Origin of the sequence: Rhodococcus sp. OAS809, assembly GCF_040546695.1 — a bacterium.
GTDB classification, from domain to species: domain Bacteria; phylum Actinomycetota; class Actinomycetes; order Mycobacteriales; family Mycobacteriaceae; genus Rhodococcus_F; species Rhodococcus_F qingshengii.
In genome coordinates, this window is sequence record NZ_JBEPOI010000002.1 from 4,934,661 (window position 1) to 4,950,487 (window position 15,827).

The 15,827-nt window shown below is 63.8% G+C and carries 17 protein-coding genes; 8 read left to right on the forward strand and 9 right to left on the reverse strand.

Annotation, left to right across the window (positions count from 1 at the left end; all coding sequences use genetic code 11):
- The first annotated feature begins 42 nt into the window (after window positions 1-42).
- Window positions 43-762 (forward strand): dienelactone hydrolase family protein, encoded by a 720-nt coding sequence (locus ABIE52_RS26015; protein ID WP_030536547.1) that lies wholly within the window; start codon window positions 43-45, stop codon window positions 760-762.
- Here ABIE52_RS26015 and ABIE52_RS26020 read toward each other — a convergent pair whose 3' ends face one another.
- On the reverse strand, window positions 763-1,488 hold the full coding sequence (locus ABIE52_RS26020; protein ID WP_007730003.1) for an SDR family NAD(P)-dependent oxidoreductase: 726 nt from the start codon (window positions 1,486-1,488) through the stop codon (window positions 763-765). It lies immediately after the preceding gene.
- A 72-nt stretch (window positions 1,489-1,560) separates the two neighbouring features.
- Between ABIE52_RS26020 and ABIE52_RS26025 the strand changes: the two genes are divergently transcribed.
- Window positions 1,561-2,100 (forward strand): MarR family winged helix-turn-helix transcriptional regulator, encoded by a 540-nt coding sequence (locus ABIE52_RS26025; protein ID WP_261255124.1) that lies wholly within the window; start codon window positions 1,561-1,563, stop codon window positions 2,098-2,100.
- Here ABIE52_RS26025 and ABIE52_RS26030 read toward each other — a convergent pair whose 3' ends face one another.
- The 6 genes from ABIE52_RS26030 to pcaH are packed head-to-tail and all read right to left on the reverse strand — an operon-like array spanning window position 2,101 to window position 8,029.
- Complete coding sequence (locus tag ABIE52_RS26030; RefSeq protein ID WP_007730007.1) at window positions 2,101-3,312, reverse strand: acetyl-CoA C-acetyltransferase; 1,212 nt, start codon at window positions 3,310-3,312, stop codon at window positions 2,101-2,103.
- 24 nt (window positions 3,313-3,336) lie between these two features.
- Window positions 3,337-4,161, reverse strand: coding sequence for an IclR family transcriptional regulator domain-containing protein (locus tag ABIE52_RS26035; protein WP_007730008.1), 825 nt, complete (start codon window positions 4,159-4,161; stop codon window positions 3,337-3,339).
- Window positions 4,158-5,339, reverse strand: a complete 1,182-nt coding sequence (gene pcaDC / locus ABIE52_RS26040; RefSeq protein ID WP_064114168.1) for a bifunctional 3-oxoadipate enol-lactonase/4-carboxymuconolactone decarboxylase PcaDC — start codon at window positions 5,337-5,339, stop codon at window positions 4,158-4,160. Before pcaDC ends, ABIE52_RS26035 begins: the two co-directional genes overlap by 4 nt.
- Window positions 5,336-6,664, reverse strand: coding sequence for a 3-carboxy-cis,cis-muconate cycloisomerase (gene pcaB, locus ABIE52_RS26045; protein WP_192712181.1), 1,329 nt, complete (start codon window positions 6,662-6,664; stop codon window positions 5,336-5,338). The genes pcaDC and pcaB overlap by 4 nt, the downstream gene beginning before the upstream one ends.
- 11 nt (window positions 6,665-6,675) lie before the next feature.
- Window positions 6,676-7,317, reverse strand: a complete 642-nt coding sequence (pcaG, locus tag ABIE52_RS26050; RefSeq protein WP_192712182.1) for a protocatechuate 3,4-dioxygenase subunit alpha — start codon at window positions 7,315-7,317, stop codon at window positions 6,676-6,678.
- On the reverse strand, window positions 7,310-8,029 hold the full coding sequence (pcaH, locus tag ABIE52_RS26055; protein ID WP_007730015.1) for a protocatechuate 3,4-dioxygenase subunit beta: 720 nt from the start codon (window positions 8,027-8,029) through the stop codon (window positions 7,310-7,312). Before pcaH ends, pcaG begins: the two co-directional genes overlap by 8 nt.
- A gap of 171 nt (window positions 8,030-8,200) precedes the next feature.
- Between pcaH and ABIE52_RS26060 the strand changes: the two genes are divergently transcribed.
- Window positions 8,201-8,947, forward strand: a complete 747-nt coding sequence (locus ABIE52_RS26060; protein ID WP_030536554.1) for a CoA transferase subunit A — start codon at window positions 8,201-8,203, stop codon at window positions 8,945-8,947.
- Window positions 8,944-9,591, forward strand: coding sequence for a CoA transferase subunit B (locus ABIE52_RS26065; protein WP_192712183.1), 648 nt, complete (start codon window positions 8,944-8,946; stop codon window positions 9,589-9,591). Before ABIE52_RS26060 ends, ABIE52_RS26065 begins: the two co-directional genes overlap by 4 nt.
- Before the next feature lie 63 nt (window positions 9,592-9,654).
- On the opposite strand, the gene ABIE52_RS26070 is transcribed toward ABIE52_RS26065, so the two are convergent.
- Window positions 9,655-10,533 carry an AraC family transcriptional regulator gene (locus ABIE52_RS26070; RefSeq protein WP_192712184.1) on the reverse strand — a complete coding sequence of 293 codons (879 nt, stop codon included), beginning with the start codon at window positions 10,531-10,533 and terminating at the stop codon, window positions 9,655-9,657.
- Between the two features lie 154 nt (window positions 10,534-10,687).
- Here ABIE52_RS26070 and ABIE52_RS26075 point away from each other — a divergent pair, with 154 nt between their 5' ends.
- The 4 genes from ABIE52_RS26075 (at window position 10,688) to ABIE52_RS26090 (ending at window position 14,789) form a co-directional block, all read left to right on the forward strand.
- Window positions 10,688-11,260, forward strand: a complete 573-nt coding sequence (locus ABIE52_RS26075) for a peroxidase-related enzyme (protein WP_003940498.1) — start codon at window positions 10,688-10,690, stop codon at window positions 11,258-11,260.
- A 133-nt stretch (window positions 11,261-11,393) separates the two neighbouring features.
- The gene (locus ABIE52_RS26080) at window positions 11,394-13,091 is read left to right on the forward strand and encodes a hypothetical protein (protein WP_064443676.1); all 1,698 of its coding nucleotides are present in this window, start codon (window positions 11,394-11,396) and stop codon (window positions 13,089-13,091) included.
- Window positions 13,063-13,680 carry a sortase domain-containing protein gene (locus ABIE52_RS26085; RefSeq protein ID WP_054828141.1) on the forward strand — a complete coding sequence of 206 codons (618 nt, stop codon included), beginning with the start codon at window positions 13,063-13,065 and terminating at the stop codon, window positions 13,678-13,680. The genes ABIE52_RS26080 and ABIE52_RS26085 overlap by 29 nt, the downstream gene beginning before the upstream one ends.
- A 26-nt stretch (window positions 13,681-13,706) precedes the next feature.
- Window positions 13,707-14,789 (forward strand): M20/M25/M40 family metallo-hydrolase, encoded by a 1,083-nt coding sequence (locus tag ABIE52_RS26090; protein ID WP_054828142.1) that lies wholly within the window; start codon window positions 13,707-13,709, stop codon window positions 14,787-14,789.
- Here ABIE52_RS26090 and ABIE52_RS26095 read toward each other — a convergent pair.
- The gene (locus ABIE52_RS26095; RefSeq protein WP_042446970.1) at window positions 14,750-15,775 is read right to left on the reverse strand and encodes a LacI family DNA-binding transcriptional regulator; all 1,026 of its coding nucleotides are present in this window, start codon (window positions 15,773-15,775) and stop codon (window positions 14,750-14,752) included. The two genes, ABIE52_RS26090 and ABIE52_RS26095, sit on opposite strands and share 40 nt — an antisense overlap.
- Between the last annotated feature and the right edge of the window lie 52 nt (window positions 15,776-15,827).

Below are 15,827 nucleotides of genomic sequence, written 5' to 3' on the forward strand. Positions count from 1 at the left end.
GCTTCCGAGCGTACGGACCCTGCGTCGGCCTAGCATCGAAACATGGTGGACATAGATCTGACGGGCCGCGCCGCAGTAGTCGGCGGATCACAACCGCTGCGAGCGATACTCGAAACCCCCACTACCCCCGGCCCGTGGCCGGGGGTAGTGATGATTCACGAGGCCTTCGGGCTCGAGGAGGTGATGCAGCGGCAAGCCAAGCGGCTGGCCGCTGCGGGATTCCTGACGCTCGCTGTCGACCTCTACAGCGCGGGCGGGGCGAAGCGGTGCCTAGTGCCCACCATGACGTCGATGCTTCGAGGACACGGCAAGGCGTTCACCGACATCGAAGTCGCTCGCAGTTGGCTGGTGGAATCCCCGGACTGCACCGGAAAGATCGGTGTCATCGGATTCTGCATGGGCGGCGGCTTCGCGATGGTCAGCGCCGGAGATTTCGACGCTGCCTCGGTCAATTACGGTCAGCTTCCACGCAAACTCGATGAGGCCGTGGTGGATGCGTGCCCGATCGTCGGGAGTTTCGGAGGCAAGGACTTTTCGCTCCGGGGTGCTGCAGCGAAGCTGGAGACGGCGCTCAGCAATGCCGGTATCGAGAACGACGTCAAGGAGTACCCCACCGCCGGCCACGCGTTCCTCAACGACGCGGAGGCCGGACCCAAGGTGCTTCGTCCTTTGGAGCGCATTCTCGGAATCGGTCCCGATCCTGTTGCAGCGCAGGATGCCTGGAAGCGAATCGACTCGTTCTTCGAGCGCCACCTGGCGTGATCAGCGACTGGTTCTCTCGCCGCCGTTGACTGCCAATACCTGACCAGTGATCTGCCGGGCACCCGGTGAGGCCAAGAAATGGACGGCTGATGCGATGTCGTCCGGGGTTCCGGCGCGCTTGGTGCTGGTGGATTCGATCAGCATCGCGCGACGCTCGTCCGTCAGAAAGTCCCGGAAGAACTCGGTGTCGGCGATGTAACCGGGGGAGACGATGTTCGCGGTGATGCCTTCTGGGCCCAGTTCGGCGGCCAGATCGATATTCCACGTGGCAACTGCTGCTTTGGCAGCGCCGTACGCTCCAGCTCCCTTGTCGGCGGCAATCGATCCGATGGTGATGACGGCACCGCCACTGGGGATTCGATCTCGAACTGCTGCTGTGGTCAACACTGCCGAGATCAGATTGGAGTCCAGATTGGCCCGCCACCCGGCGGCCAGGGATTCCAGATCTGACGGCGCTTCGCGATCGAAGTCCGTGTTGCCGCCGGCGCAGTGCACCACGACGTCGATGGTTCCCGGAAGTGAATCCTGCAGCCGCTTCAGGTCTTTCGGGTCGGAGTTGTCACAAGTCAAGGCGTGAACATTATCGCCCAACTCCTCCGCGGTCTTTTCGAGTGGTTCCGTGCGTCGGCCGGTGACAAAAACGGTGTCTCCGTCTCGGGCGAACGCCGCTGCAACTGCGCGTCCGATCCCTGTTCCGCCGCCGGTTACCAGAACTGTGCGTGTCATGCCTACCTCCGTGAGCTACGTTTAGACCTATACGAAGAACGTATCATTTAGAGCTAAACGAGGTGTGCAGTGGTGGGCGACTACAACCCGGACGACGCGGTGGACGCGGTCGCGTTGGCGTGGCTTCGCGAAAGGCCGGGCACGCCCGTGGAGGGTATCGGCATCGTCACCAGGCTGTGGATGTGCGCCAAGCTGCTCGGTGAGGATCGCCGACGGGTACTCGCCTCGGCCGGTGCGGACACAGCCACGCTGGACCTACTCAGTGTCCTGCGGCGATCCGGCGAGCCGTATCAGTTGACGACTCGCCAGATCACCGAGCAGACCGGAGTCACGGCCGGTGCGATCTCGCAGCGACTCGCGCGCGCGCAGAACGCGGGTCTGGTGGAGAGGTCCTCCGCCGCGCAAGGGTCACGAATAGTGCTCGTGACCCTCACTGCCGCCGGTCACGAGCTGGTGGAGCAATTGGTGGACCGAGTTCTCGGCCGTGAAGCCGAACTGACGTCGATTCTCACCGAGCAGCAGCAGGCCGAACTCACCGAACTGCTGCGTGTCTTTCTCGACGGCCTACGCGGCGAACTCGGTGACTCCGGCGTCGCGCACGTCGGGGCTTGATCAGGACAGGCGCTCGAAGACCGCAGCCAGGCCCTGCCCGCCGCCGATGCACATCGTCTCGAGGCCGTAACGCGCTTCGCGACGGTCCATCTCGCGCAACAGGGTGGCCAGGATTCGTCCACCCGTGGCTCCGACCGGATGTCCGAGGGAGATGCCGGAGCCGTTGGGGTTGATGCGTGGGTCGTCGGCCTCGAGATTCCAACTCTGCAGGACTGCAAGGGCTTGTGCCGCAAAGGCTTCGTTGAGTTCGATGACGTCCATGTCCGCCAGGGACAGCCCGAGGCGGCCGAGTGCCTTCTCCGACGCCGGTACGGGGCCGATGCCCATGGTGCGCGGCGGAACGCCCGCAACGCTCCAACTCGCGAGGCGTGCGAGCGGTCGCAGTCCGAGGGTACGAGCTTTGTCGGCGGTGGTGACGATCGCCAGTGCTGCGCCGTCGTTCTGACCGCTGGCATTACCTGCAGTCACGGTGGAGTCGGGGTCGATCTTTGCGCGCATGGGACGAAGGCGCGCAAGCGATTCCATCGAGGTGTCGGCGCGTGGATGCTCGTCGGTGTCGACGAGCAGGGCCTCGCCCTTGCGCTGCGGAACGGATACCGGAACGATTTCTTCGGCGAAGACGCCGTTCTTCTGTGCTGCGACTGCACGCTGATGGGACTGAACCGCGAGTGCATCTTGATCCTCGCGGCTGATGGAGAACTCGGCGCGCAGGTTCTCTGCCGTTTCGATCATTCCGCCGGGAACCGGGAAGTCACGTCCGCCGGCTGTGACGCGGGCGCGCGCGAGACGATCGCTGAGCGCAACTCCTTCACCCTTGACGCCCCAACGCATTCCGGTTGCGTAGAACTCGGCCTGGCTCATCGACTCGGCACCGCCCGCGAGGACCAGGTCACTGCCACCGGACTGAACCTGCATGACGGCCTGGATGACTGCCTGTAATCCCGACCCGCACCGGCGATCCACCTGCATGCCGGGAACATCGATGCCCAGACCCGCGTTGAGCGCCGCGATGCGTCCGATCGCCGGAGCCTCACCGTTCGGCGAAGCCTGGCCGAGAATGACGTCGTCGATCTCCGCGCCGGAAATGCCGGTACGCGTGACGAGTTCGGTGATCAGCGTCGAGGCGAGATCTTCCGGGGCTACGTCACGGAAGACACCGCCGAAGCGGCCGACAGGGGTACGGAGCGGTTCACAGATGACAACGTCAGGCATTGGTTCTTCCTTGGGTCTGCTCGGTCAGCGGGTGGCAGCCGAGTGATTGTTGGACGACTGAGTACGTCCGAGATCGACGGAGATGGCGTCCGCAGTGGCGACTGCGGCCGGAACCAGTTCACCGCGAACAGCTTCGGCGCTGTAGCGGGCGGCTTGGGTGGAGATGTTGACGGCAGCGACCACGTCACCGGTCGCGTCCCGGATGGGTGCGGCGAGCGAGCGCAGACCCTCTTCGAGTTCCTGATCGACAATCGCGAACCCGTCGGCGCGAATCTTCTCGAGTTCGGCACGCAGTCCGTCGGCGGTGGAGATGGTCTTGCCGGTCAGGCGGGCGAAGGACACTCGGGCGAGGTAGGCGTCCAGTGCGTCGTCGGGTAGGCCCGCGAGCAGGACCCTGCCCATGGACGTCGCATAGGCGGGAAAGCGCGTGCCGATGGTGATGGACACCGTCATGATGCGGCTGACCGGAACACGAGCCACGTAGACGACGTCGTCACCGTCGAGGATCGACACGGACGTGGATTCACGGACCTTGGCGGACAAAGCTTCCAGATGCGGCCCGGCAATCTCGGGGAGAGACAGACTGGACAGGTAGCTGTAGCCGAGTTCGAGGACGCGAGGCGTCAACCAGAACACCGAACCGTCAGTACGTACGTATTCGAGTTCGACGAGCGTGAGTAGGAAGCGGCGAGCAGTCGCACGCGTGAGATCGGTGTGCCGGGCAACCTCGCTGAGGGTGCGACGCGGGTGCTCACCGTCGAAAGCCTTGATGACGGAAAGCCCACGGGCCAGCGACTGCACGTAGTCCGGGGACGGTCCCGGCGCCTGCTCGCTGCTGTTCTCACTCATGTTGTCTCGTTCTCCTCAGGTTCGGCCGAGAGGTCCGCGAGTGCTTGCTTTCCCAGCGCAAAAGCCAAGTTGCTGTTCGGCACACCCGCATAGACCGCGGTATGGAGAAATACTTCCACGAGTTCGTCGGGATCGATCCCGGCACGCAGCGCAGCGCGAATGTGCATGTCGAGTTCGTGTTCGTTGCCGACGGCAGTGAGGATCGCGAGAGTGAGGAGCCTGCGGGTGTGGTGATCGAGGCCGGGGCGCGACCAGATGTCACCCCACGCCGTGCGAGTGATGAAGTCCTGGAAAGGGGCGGTGAACTCGGTGGCACCGGCAATGGAACGGTCGACGTGGGCGTCGCCGAGCACCTGGCGTCGTACGGTCATGCCGGCCGACACCGCGGCGCTACGTTGGGCGAGCGCAGATGTGTGCGAGGCAATATGCGTTGCAAGTAGTTTGGTGACGCGCCCGGCTTGTTCGACGTTGGCCAGGTGTGCGCCCGGATCGACCACGTGCAGTACCGCATCGGCGATGCCGTCGGCGATCGCACCCAACGTCGACGGAGGCGTCGCCGGATCCTGCTCGCCCGCGACGAGGAGCGTCGGAGCGACGATGCGGGCCAGGTCGTTGCGGCCGTCCCACGTCGAAAGCGCCTCGCAGCAGGCGGCATAGCCCTCGTCAGGTGTGGCTTCGACCATCGCGACGTGACGGGCGACAAGCTCCGGATCGTTCTCGGCCAGTCCCGGCGTGAACCAGCGTCCGACGACGGCGGCCGCGATGGATGCAATACCGTCCGCACGGACAGCCCGAGCACGATCGATCCACGGTTGAGCCGGGGCGAACTGCGAGGACGTGCACATCAATGTCAACGTCTCGACGCGAGTGGGGTGGTGCGCGGCGATCCATTGGCTGACAGCGCCGCCGAGGGAGAGCCCGACGAGATGTACGGACTCGAGTTCGAGCGAATCGAGGAGAGCGATGACATCGCCGGCGAGATCGGCAATTGAGTAGGGGCCCGTAGGCACCGGTGACTTGCCGTGGCCGCGATGGTCGACGGCGATGACGCGGTAGCGATTCGACAGCGCGTGAATCTGCGGCTGCCACATGGACAGATCGGATCCGAGTGAACCCAGGAGAACCACTGCCGGGGCATCGAGATTGCCGGTCTGTTGAAAGTTGAGCGCGACGCTCATCGAGATCCTCCTGTGGGGCGTTCGGCGAGGGCGCGGTCGACCAGATCGGTGGCGTGGCCCAGATAGTGTGCGGGGTCGAGTAGTTCGGCGATCTCGGTTTCGCTCAGGTGCTCTGCGATGGCGGGATCACGATCCAATCTGGTTCCGGAAGTGGCTGCCGCGGTGACGATGTCGCGCGCTCGATCAGTGTGTGCGGACAGGGCCTTGGTGACACGCTCGGCGAGAATCAGGCCACCGGTGATGTCGAGATTGCGAGCCATCGACTCGGTGTGTACTTGCAGGCCGGTGAGGCTCACGGAAAGCTGGTGCGCCGCTCCGCCGGCCAGACGCAGGAGATCGGTGACGGTTTCCCACTCGGCGTGCCAGGGGCCTGCAGCGCGAGCGAATTCGTGATCCATGTTCGACAGGGCTGTGGCCACCAGCGCGGGAGCACGTCGCGCTGCCGCGCGGGCGGTGATCGCGGCAACCGGATTCTGCTTGTGCGGCATGGCCGAAGAGCCGCCCGGAGCGCTCTCGGCGACCTCGGACAGTTCGGTGGACGCCATGACGGAGATGTCGGTGGCGGGCTTGGAAACGGCGCCGGCGACGATACCGAGTGTGGTCGCGAGTTCTGCGATGGTCACGCGGTCGGTGTGCCACGGAGTGACCTGCCTGGCCAGACCGAGTTCGTCGGCCAGCGCGTCGGCGATCCTGAGCCCGTCGGGATACAACGCAGCGAGTGTTCCTGCGGCTCCGCCGAACTGAACCGGCAACGTGGACAGCACGATCTCGAGGCGAATCGCTGCGGCGTCGAGTGCCGTGAACCAACTCGATGCCAGAAGGCCGAAAGTGGTCGGAAGTGCTTGCTGGCCCAGAGTTCTCGCGACCATCGGAGTGGAGCGATGGAGGCGGGCGAGGTGGGCGGCGGAATCGGCGGCGCGCGTCAGGTCGGCCAGAACCACCGCGCCCGCGCGTCGCGTCAACAGCATCAGCGCACAGTCCATGATGTCCTGGCTGGTGGCTCCCGGATGCACCACGGAGGCAGGCACACCTTCCTGTCCCACCCTTTCGCGAAGCGTCTTCACCAGCGGAATGACGGGATTTCCACCGGCTGCCGACGCCCGGCCGAGCGCCACGATGTCCAGACCACCCGGTTGTGAGAGTTCGGCCGCAGCAGCAGCCACCGCGGCGCAATGTTCCCCGTCCGCCAATCCGACGGTGGCCATCGCACAACTCAGTGCGGCCTCCACGTCGAGCAACGCGGTGACCCACGCCTGGTCGGACAGGTGTTCCGCTACTCGGGTGGCCCCGAACACCGGATCGAACAGTGCGCCGCGAGTGGGCATGTGTACTCCTCTTACAGTTCGAAGAAGGGCGTCTCGACGCCGTTCGCGTCCTCGTCCTGAACATAGACCGTCCAGGAGTACCCACCGTCGACCTTGGTTGCAACCAGCTTCGCGCGTTCGGTTTCGGTCAGTGAGGACAGCACCGGATCTGTTGCGTGTGCGTCGGCGTCTTCGGGGAAGTACAAGCGGGTGACCAGGCGGTCGAGCATGCCGCGAGCGAAGACCGACACGTTCACGTGTGGGGCCTCGTCCGCATCCGTTTCAGTGGGCTGCGCACCGGGCTTGACAGTGTGGACCAATGCAGTGCCCGTGGGATCCGCTGCGCTGCGGGCGAATCCGCGAAAACCAGCCGGAGTGAGCTCCACTGCGCCACGGGGATCGTCCGGATGGTTGAAGCGTCCGAGCGTATCGGCCTGCCATGTTTCGATCATCGCGTCCGCGACGGGTGTACGGGCGCCGTCGATCACCTTGATGGCCAGCGTGATTCGTCCGGGGGTATCGCTCGGGGCAGCGTCGGGGCCGTCCGTCCAGGGGAGGCCGATGTGCCAGTACGGCCCGACGGTCTGAGAGGGCGTGACCCCGAAGGGGGCAGTGGTGAAGTCGCCGGGGACGACCGGATAAGTGGGTGCGGGCTTCGCGGTGTGATCAGTCATCGTGGTCTTCCTCGTTCTCGAATACGGAGGCGTTACGGCCGCGCAGGACGATGTCGAAGCGGAACCCGAGAGCCCAGTTGGGGACTGTGGCGTCGTAGTCGAAGACGCTGACCATGCGGTGACGTGCTGCTTCGGGTACTGCGTTGTAGATCGGGTCCTGGAAGAACATCGGATCGTCGGGGAAGTACATCTGCGTCACGAGGCGCTGCGTGAATGCCGTGCCGAACAGCGAGAAATGGATGTGTGCCGGTCGCCAGGCGTTGTCGTGGTTCATCCACGGGTAGGCGCCCGGCTTGATCGTGGTGAAGCTGTAGTGGCCGTTCGCGTCGGTGACGCAGCGACCCAGGCCGTTGAAGAACGGATCCAGCGGTGCGGGCCAGTTGTCGCCGGTGTGGCGGTAGCGTCCACCGGCGTTGGCCTGCCACACCTCGAGCAGTGTGTGGGGGACGGGTTTTCCGTCGCCGTCGAGTACGCGGCCGTGAACGACGATGCGCTGTCCCTGTGCTTCGCCGCCGTTGGCAATGGTCAGGTCGTTTTCGCCGGCGCCGACGCGATCCTCGCCGAATACCGGCCCGGTGAGCTCCGTGAGCCGCTGGGGGAGCAGCTTCAGCGGCTGCTTCGGGTGGCGAAGGGAAGTCGTCTTGTAGTCCGCGAAATCGGCCGGGGCGTTGACGCCAGTCGGCCGCTGGTACCTCGGCGGGAGATGCAGCATAGGGAACCTCGTCGTTCGGTTACGTGAAGTTGTTCGCAATGTGTACATGTGTTGCGCTCTGCGAACAGAATAGTTCGTAGATGTGACCCAGGCAATGCCGGGGGCGAGAAATGTTCGTTATGCGGACAGGGGTTCACAATACGTACGGGTCGCGCTACTGTGATCGACATGATGGACAAAGTCATTCCCACTGCTGCCGAGGCCGTCGCCGACGTGCCGGACGGCGTCACGATCGCTGTCGGAGGTTTCGGGCTCGTCGGAGTGCCGGAAATCCTCATCGATGCGCTCCTCGAGCAGGGCGCGACATCACTCGAAACGGTGAGCAACAACTGCGGCACCGACGGGTTCGGGCTCGGAGTGCTTCTGGAGAAGGGGCGTATCCGTCGTACTGTCAGCTCGTACGTCGGCTCCAACAAGGAGTTCGCGCGTCAGTACCTTTCCGGTGAGCTGGAAGTCGAACTCACGCCGCAGGGCACGCTCGCCGAGCGCATGCGCGCCGGGGGAGCGGGCATCCCCGCGTTCTTCACCCCGGCCGGCGTCGGCACCCAGGTCGCCGACGGCGGCCTGCCACTGCGTTACGACGGCAGCGGCGGCATCGCAGTTGCCAGTCCGCCCAAGGAAACTCGTGACTTCGACGGCGTCACCTATGTGATGGAGCGCGGCATCGTCGCCGACTATGCACTGGTCCATGCCTGGAAAGGTGACCGGCATGGCAACCTCGTCTACCGCGCGAGTACCCAGAACTTCAATCCGGCTGCAGCAACGTCGGGGCGCATCACCATTGCGCAGGTCGAGCACCTCGTAGAGCCGGGTGAGCTCGACCCCGCCGAGATCCACACGCCGGGCATTCACGTTCAGCGTGTTGTCCACGTCGGCCCCGTGACGGTCGGCATCGAGAATCGGACGGTACGAGCATGACTTCTGTACCACCCACCAAACTCACCCGCGAAGAGATGGCGGCCCGCGTCGCGCGCGAACTCGAGGACGGGCAGTACGTGAACCTCGGCATCGGTATGCCGACGCTGGTTCCGAACTACCTCCCGACCGATATCACCGTTGTATTGCACTCGGAGAACGGCGTTCTGGGCGTGGGGCCGTACCCGACCGAGGACGAACTCGATCCCGAGCTGATCAATGCGGGCAAGGAGACCATCACCGTTCTCCCCGGTGCGTCGTTCTTCGACTCCTCAGCGTCGTTCGGCATGATCCGCGGCGGCCAGGTCGACGTTGCCGTGCTCGGTGCCATGCAGGTCAGTGCCACCGGAGACCTCGCGAACTGGATGATCCCCGGCCACATGGTCAAAGGCATGGGCGGCGCGATGGATCTGGTCCACGGCGCAAAGCGCGTCATCGTGATGATGGAGCACGTCTCGAAGAAGGGTGAGCACAAGATCGTCGAGAAGTGCTCGCTTCCGCTGACCGGTAAGGGCTGCGTCCAGCGAATCATCACCGACATGGCCGTGATCGACGTGACTGACGACGGTCTCCGCCTGGTGGAGACGGCGCCGGGCATCAGCGTCGAGGACGTGGTTGCTGCTACCGGAGCGAAACTGATTCTTTGACAGTCTGTTTCATCTGATGGCTCAGCCGCCGGGTCGTGACTTCCATCCGACCTGGCGGCTGTTTTACGCCCTGACGTCGCTCAGCTCGCTCTCGACCGGAATCCAGAGCTCGAACCGTGCGACGGTGAAATCGTCGTTGTATTCGGTACGCATGATCTCGGGACCAGGTACGGAGCGAAAAGGGTTGGCAGGGAACCATTCCGTGTAGATATCTCGCCACAAATACTGCACAGATTCGATTTCCGACCCGTCGGCGGTGAAGACGGCCCACGTGTGTGCGTCGACCGTCAGCACATCGAAACCCGTGGGTGAAGGTTTGCCGGTGACCACTCCCAGGTAGTAATCCAGTTCTGTGCCTTCGGTTCTGGGATGCGCCAAATTGTCGACGACACTGACGATTCCCGCCGGGTCCTGATCGGAGAGCTCGCGCAACCCTCGCAACGCAACCTTGTCCACGGAGCGGGTGAAATCTTCGATCGCAGAATTGGGACCTTCGTGAACCAATGGAACCCGGGTCTTGAACCCGACTACCGTCAGGGCAGGTTTGTCCACAAGCATGTAGTCCATCGGTGTGGCTCCTTCCAGTGTCACGTGAATGACAAGTTTCTGTTGGGATTTGAGAACGGCGGGAGCGCGTGTGACCGCGCCGGGGCTCACGCCGTGAAATGCGGTGAACGCTCGTGTGAAGGCTTCCGCGGACGAGTAGCCGTACTTCACGGCGGTCTCCAACACTCCTGATCTGCTGACGGACAACTCGGCACCAGCCAGGGTGAGTCGACGTCGACGGATGTATTCGGATACGGGAATGCCGGCCAGGGCCGAGAACATCCTCCGAAAGTGATACTCCGAGGTGGTTGCCAGCCTTGCCATCTCGGCTGTCTCGATCTCGCCGCTCAGATTGCTTTCGATGTAGTCGAGCGCGCGGTTCAGTCCGTCGATCATCGTGTCTTCCTGTTCACGGGTTTCACGCTACGCAGATCGCTTGGGCCGTACCCGACTATCCGTGCCCGAAAAAGTAGGGCAGGAAATGCATCTGGACAACTCAGTTAATCATCATTATCTTGAATCGAACATCGATGGCTGACCAGGAGGCACAGTGAGCACCCGTTTTCCGCAGGCTGAATTGACCGAGGTGCCCGAGGACATCGCCGCCAAGATTCTCGAGATCCAGGAGAAGTCGGGGTTCGTGCCCAACGTCTTCCTGATGTTCGCTCGGCGCCCAGCCGAGTTCCGGGCATTCTTCGCATACCACGACGCGATCATGCTCAAGGAAGATTCCGCACTCACCAAGGGTGATCGAGAAATGATCGTCACCACGATCTCTGCGGCCAACAAATGTACGTACTGCGTTGTCGCGCACGGCGCAATTCTGCGTATCTACGAGAAGAAGCCGCTGGTTGCCGACCAGGTTGCGGTCAACTATCGCACCGCAGAAATCTCCGATCGTCAGCGCGCGATGCTCGACTTCGCCACCAAGGTGAACTCCGCCTCGCACGAAATCGCCGACGCCGACTTCGACGCCCTTCGTGTGCACGGCTTCGGCGACGAGGACGCGTGGGACATCGCCGCGATCACTGCATTCTTCGGGCTCAGCAATCGCATGGCGAGTTTCTCCGGCATGCTGCCCAATCCGGAGTTCTACCTGATGGGGCGCGTTCCGCGGTCCTGATTCCTGCGGGTAGAGCAGCAGCTCTCAATTTTTCGGACCGACCGGTCGTAACGTCTGGAAGTCAGCCGACGAAGTAAAGGCTGTCCACGCCGGAATTGCCGTCTTCGTAAAGAAGGCCGAAAGGTTGAGCGCTATGTCGGAGAAGTCCATCGCCCATTCTCGGAGGGTCCGCTCTGCGGCCGCCGGTGCCGTACTAGCTCTCGGATTGGCGGTGGGCGGCACGGGAATTGCATCGGCAGAGCCGGAAACCGTGTGTACCCCGAGCGCTGATCCGCTGGTGACCTGTGCCGAGGAAGAGGCAGCTGCCACCACCGACGCCGACGCGGCGACGAGCACCGAGACCACGCCGGAGAAGGTTGAAGCCGGGGTCGCGGGCACGGGAAGTGCCGAAACCGCTGGTACGGACGCTGCAGCACTGGCGGAAGCCGAAGCAAAAGCCAAGGCAGCTGCCGACGCGGCAGCGAAGGCCGCCGAAGCAGCCGCGACGGCAGGGGTCGACTCGTCCGCAGCGACAGACACTTCGGTGAAGGCGACCGAGGCAATGACCCAGGCGAGCGTCGAGGCAACCAAGGCGGCGGTCGAATCGACCAAGGCCAAGGCGGAGGCCGGGGCCGCGGAACAGTCTGCCAAGGAAGCCGAAGAGGCAGCCAAGGTTGCGGAGTCCGCGGCGGCCGATGCGAAAGAGGTAGCAAAAACAGCTCAGGCAGAAGCCGACGCGGCTGCAGCCAAGGCTGCTGAACTCGAGGAGGCTGCGAAGGCCGCCGGTTCGGGGCCCAAGACCGAAGAGGCAGCAAAGGCGCGCGCCGAGGCTAATGCTCTGCAGGCCAAGGCCGATGAGGCGAAGGCTGCCGCGGATGCAAACGCCAAACTGGTAGCGGACAAGAACAAGGAAGCCGAGGAAGCCTTCAAGAACTGGGATTTCGCGAAGGCAGCCGTCGCTAAGGCTCAGGCGTTGGCCGCAGCTTGGAATGCCAAGCAGCTCGCGATCACCGTCAAGGAAACTCAGAAGGTGGCCACCGCCGCCGAAACCACCGCCAAGGCAGCCGAGTCCGCAGCCGCCACCGAGGTAGAAGCTGCCACCGCCGCCCGTAAGGCCGCAGATGAAGCGGCAGCTACCGCAGCTTCCGCACAGAAGGACGCTGCCGCTGCACAGAAGGCCGCGGAGACGGCGCAGGCCGAGGCCGATGCTGCAGGGGAGGCGGCCACCGACAAGCGAGCAATCGCCGACGAAAAGGCTGCCGAAGCCGCCAAGAAGGCCGAAGCTGCCGAAGCAGCGAGTAAGAAGGCGCAGGATCTCTACCTGGCCGCCGAAGACGCGAAGGCGGCGGCCGACGCCGCAGCAGCAAAGGCCAAGGAAGCTCAGGCCGCCGCAGCTGCCGCAAAGGCTGAAGCGGATGCAGCGCAGAAGATCGTCGACGAGCTCAAGGCAAAGGGCGAGAAGGAGATCGACAACGGAACAGGCGTCGGCGGTGAGGTGATCATCGGTGAGCACACCGACGACGGCTCCGGAGTCACGAAGGTCGACGAGACCACCGCTGTAGTGAACAAGACCGGCGTCAAGCTGGTCGGCTACTACAACAACAAGGGAGCCTTCGACGTCGTCGACTACTACGTCACCGACGCCGACGGCGATCCGGCACTCGCTGGAAGCCTGCCCCCGGTCGATCTTGCTCTCGGCGACACCGCAAGCAGCAGCACCAGCGGTAGCAGCAACTCCAACCTGCCGGCTGTATTGATCGGCGTCGGAGTCGTCGGCGCTGCCGCCGCAGCAGCTACGACGGTGGTTGTTCGTCGCAAGCGTCATGACGGCCCGGGCAACACGTCTGCGTAGCGCCGGCCTCTCGGCGGTAGCGATCCTCGCCCTCCTCGCATCCGGATGTTCGGGCGAGAACGCAGGATCGCTACCAGACCGCTCGCCGGTGCAGTCGCATATCGCGGCTGCACCGGCTTCGGTGACCGTCGATCCGGCAGAACCCGAGCGGATCGAGTTGAGGTCTGCGTCCGGGGTCACGTACCTGAGCAGTCCGTTGCACTCGGAGAAGCTGATGCGCGGCGGCGAGAGTGGGCAGCAACTGAATCCTGTCGACGAACTGCCGGTGTGGTGGGGTGAAAGCGGAATGCCGGGAACATCGACCACACAAACAGTTGTCGTGGTCGGCCACAACTACACCACTCGCGAAGCACCGTTCCGGGCGCTCCGGGTAGTGGAGCCGGGCGATCGAATTCTCCTGGGTACACCGAACGGCGCACTCGAGTACGACGTCGAAACAGTCGGGCCGCTGCACAAAGGTTCGCTGCTGGGCGCTCACGAGTTGCGCGAATCGGTTCCGGGACGGCTGATCCTCGCCAATTGTGATGTCGTCGAAGGAGAGTCGACCGACGACAATTACGTCGTCATCGCCCAGCTGGCAGCGCACTGAATCCGTGGCAGTGCAAGAATAGGTACATGGATTCCCTCGGACTTCTCTCGGAACTGGTAGCTCTCGACACGGTCTCGGGGGAGGCCGCTCCTCAACGGCGGGCGATGGATTCGATTGTCTCGTTGGTTCTCTCACGTGCGCCACAGGCGAAGGTGGAGTCAGACCTGACCGGCAATCATCCCTGGGCCTTGATCACCAACGAAGCTGCACCCTCGGCAGCCAGACTCCTGTTCGCCTGCCACGTGGACACGGTGCCGGTGGGCACTGTCTCCGACTGGGAGTTCGATCCGTATGCCGCACAGGTCGACGGCGAATTGTTCCTCGGCAGAGGGACATCGGATATGAAGGCCGGCCTTGTTGCCGCTACTGCCGCGGTTGTCGACGCTTTCGAACGTGGAGTCCCGGTCGCGCTGTTGCTGACGAGCGACGAGGAAATCGGATCGCTCGGGGCTGTTCGTTCGGCCGACGCCGTTGCGAATCTCGAGGTCGGGGCCGTCATCGTTCCCGAGGCGACCGGCAATCGCATCAACCTGGGGCACCGCGGCGCACTGTGGCTCGAAGTGTCCGTCAAAGGAAAAGCCGCGCACGGGAGTACGCCGCAGCGAGGAACTAACGCCGTCCTCAAACTGCTTGACGTCGTCGACCGAGCCCGGCGTGAGCTTCCGCTGTCGTCCGACGCGTTTCTGGGTGCCGAAACCTGGAACCTCGGCTTGGTCGGCGGGGGTTCGGCTCCGAACATCGTGCCGGACAGTGCACGTGCGGTGATCGATCACCGCACGGTGGGAGACGGCGCCGACCTGCTCGCGTGGTGGCGAGCCCAACCAGAAGTCGACTCGGTGGAGACGTCGATTCATCTGGGAGGTGTGCGTACCGACGCGTCGGATCCGTGGTTGGCTACCTTGCCTATCCCTGTTGCAACCGAACCGGTTTCGTACTTCACCGACGCTTCGGTACTGGCCGCCGCCGCCCCTGGTGCTCCCGTCGTGATCTGGGGCCCTGGCACTCCCTCGCTGATGCATGCGGCCAACGAAAGCGTCAAGGTCTCCGAACTGGACGATGCGATCGCTGCTTACGGTGCGGTTGCCGCCGCTTGGCCGACGGTGGACTGACGGACAATCAGTTCAGGAGCAAGCGCGATGTGGGCTGTCGACTCGGAAGAGTTGTTCATCGCCTGATCCAGAAGTCGCACAGCTTCTTCCGCGATTCTTTCCTGCGGCTGGCCGACGGTGGTCAACGGCGGGTTGCACAATTCAGAGAACGGGATGTTGTCGAAACCGGTGACCAGAACGTCGCCGGGAACGTCGATGCCCAATGCGTGACAGGTCTGCAACACGCCGAGTGCGATCAAGTCGTCGGCGCAGACCAGGGCGTCGGGGCGAGTTTTGCCGGTCAGGATGATGTTGGATGCCGTGCGCCCCCACTCGATCGAGTACTCGCCGAGTTGTGTCCACTCGTCACGAGTTTCGATGCCCATTCGATCCGCGTGGCGGAAGAAGCCGGCCCGGCGAAGTTCTGTTGACGAATTGGTCAGCTCGGAACTGATGAAGGCGGCTGATTGCGCGCCACGCTCCGACAGATGCTCCATCACCAGGGATTGAGCGGCGTCGTCGTCGACGCCGACCCAGTCCGTCTGGGTATCCATTGCAAACCGGTCCAGTTGAACGACCGGAAGCGTTGCGGCGCTGGCTCGGACGGCTTCGGCACTCAGTTCGCCGTGGCACGGGCTGATGATGATTCCGTCCACTTGCCGGGAGACGAGCGACTTGAGCCGCTGCGCTTCCACGTCGGGATCGGAACGAGAATCGCACAGGAACAGTTGTAGGCCGCGCCGAGCGAGGACGTGTTCGACGTTGACCACCAGCGAAGTGAAGAAGGGGTTCGCGATACTCGGAACCACCATTCCGACAGTGTCCGTCCGATTACGACGCAGTGAGCTGGCGATGATGTTTCCCGAGTATCCGAGAGAGTCCGCGGCTCGTTTGATCGTCGCTGCAAGCTCGTCCGAGACAGGGCGGGATCCGGACAGTGCCCGCGACACGGTGGCAGTCGAGACCCCCGCCAGTTCCGCGACATCGCGAATGGTCGCCTTGCGCATGCGTCCCCCGTTTTCTGCTCGATTCGGGTCCGAGGTTATCGAACCGCACGGT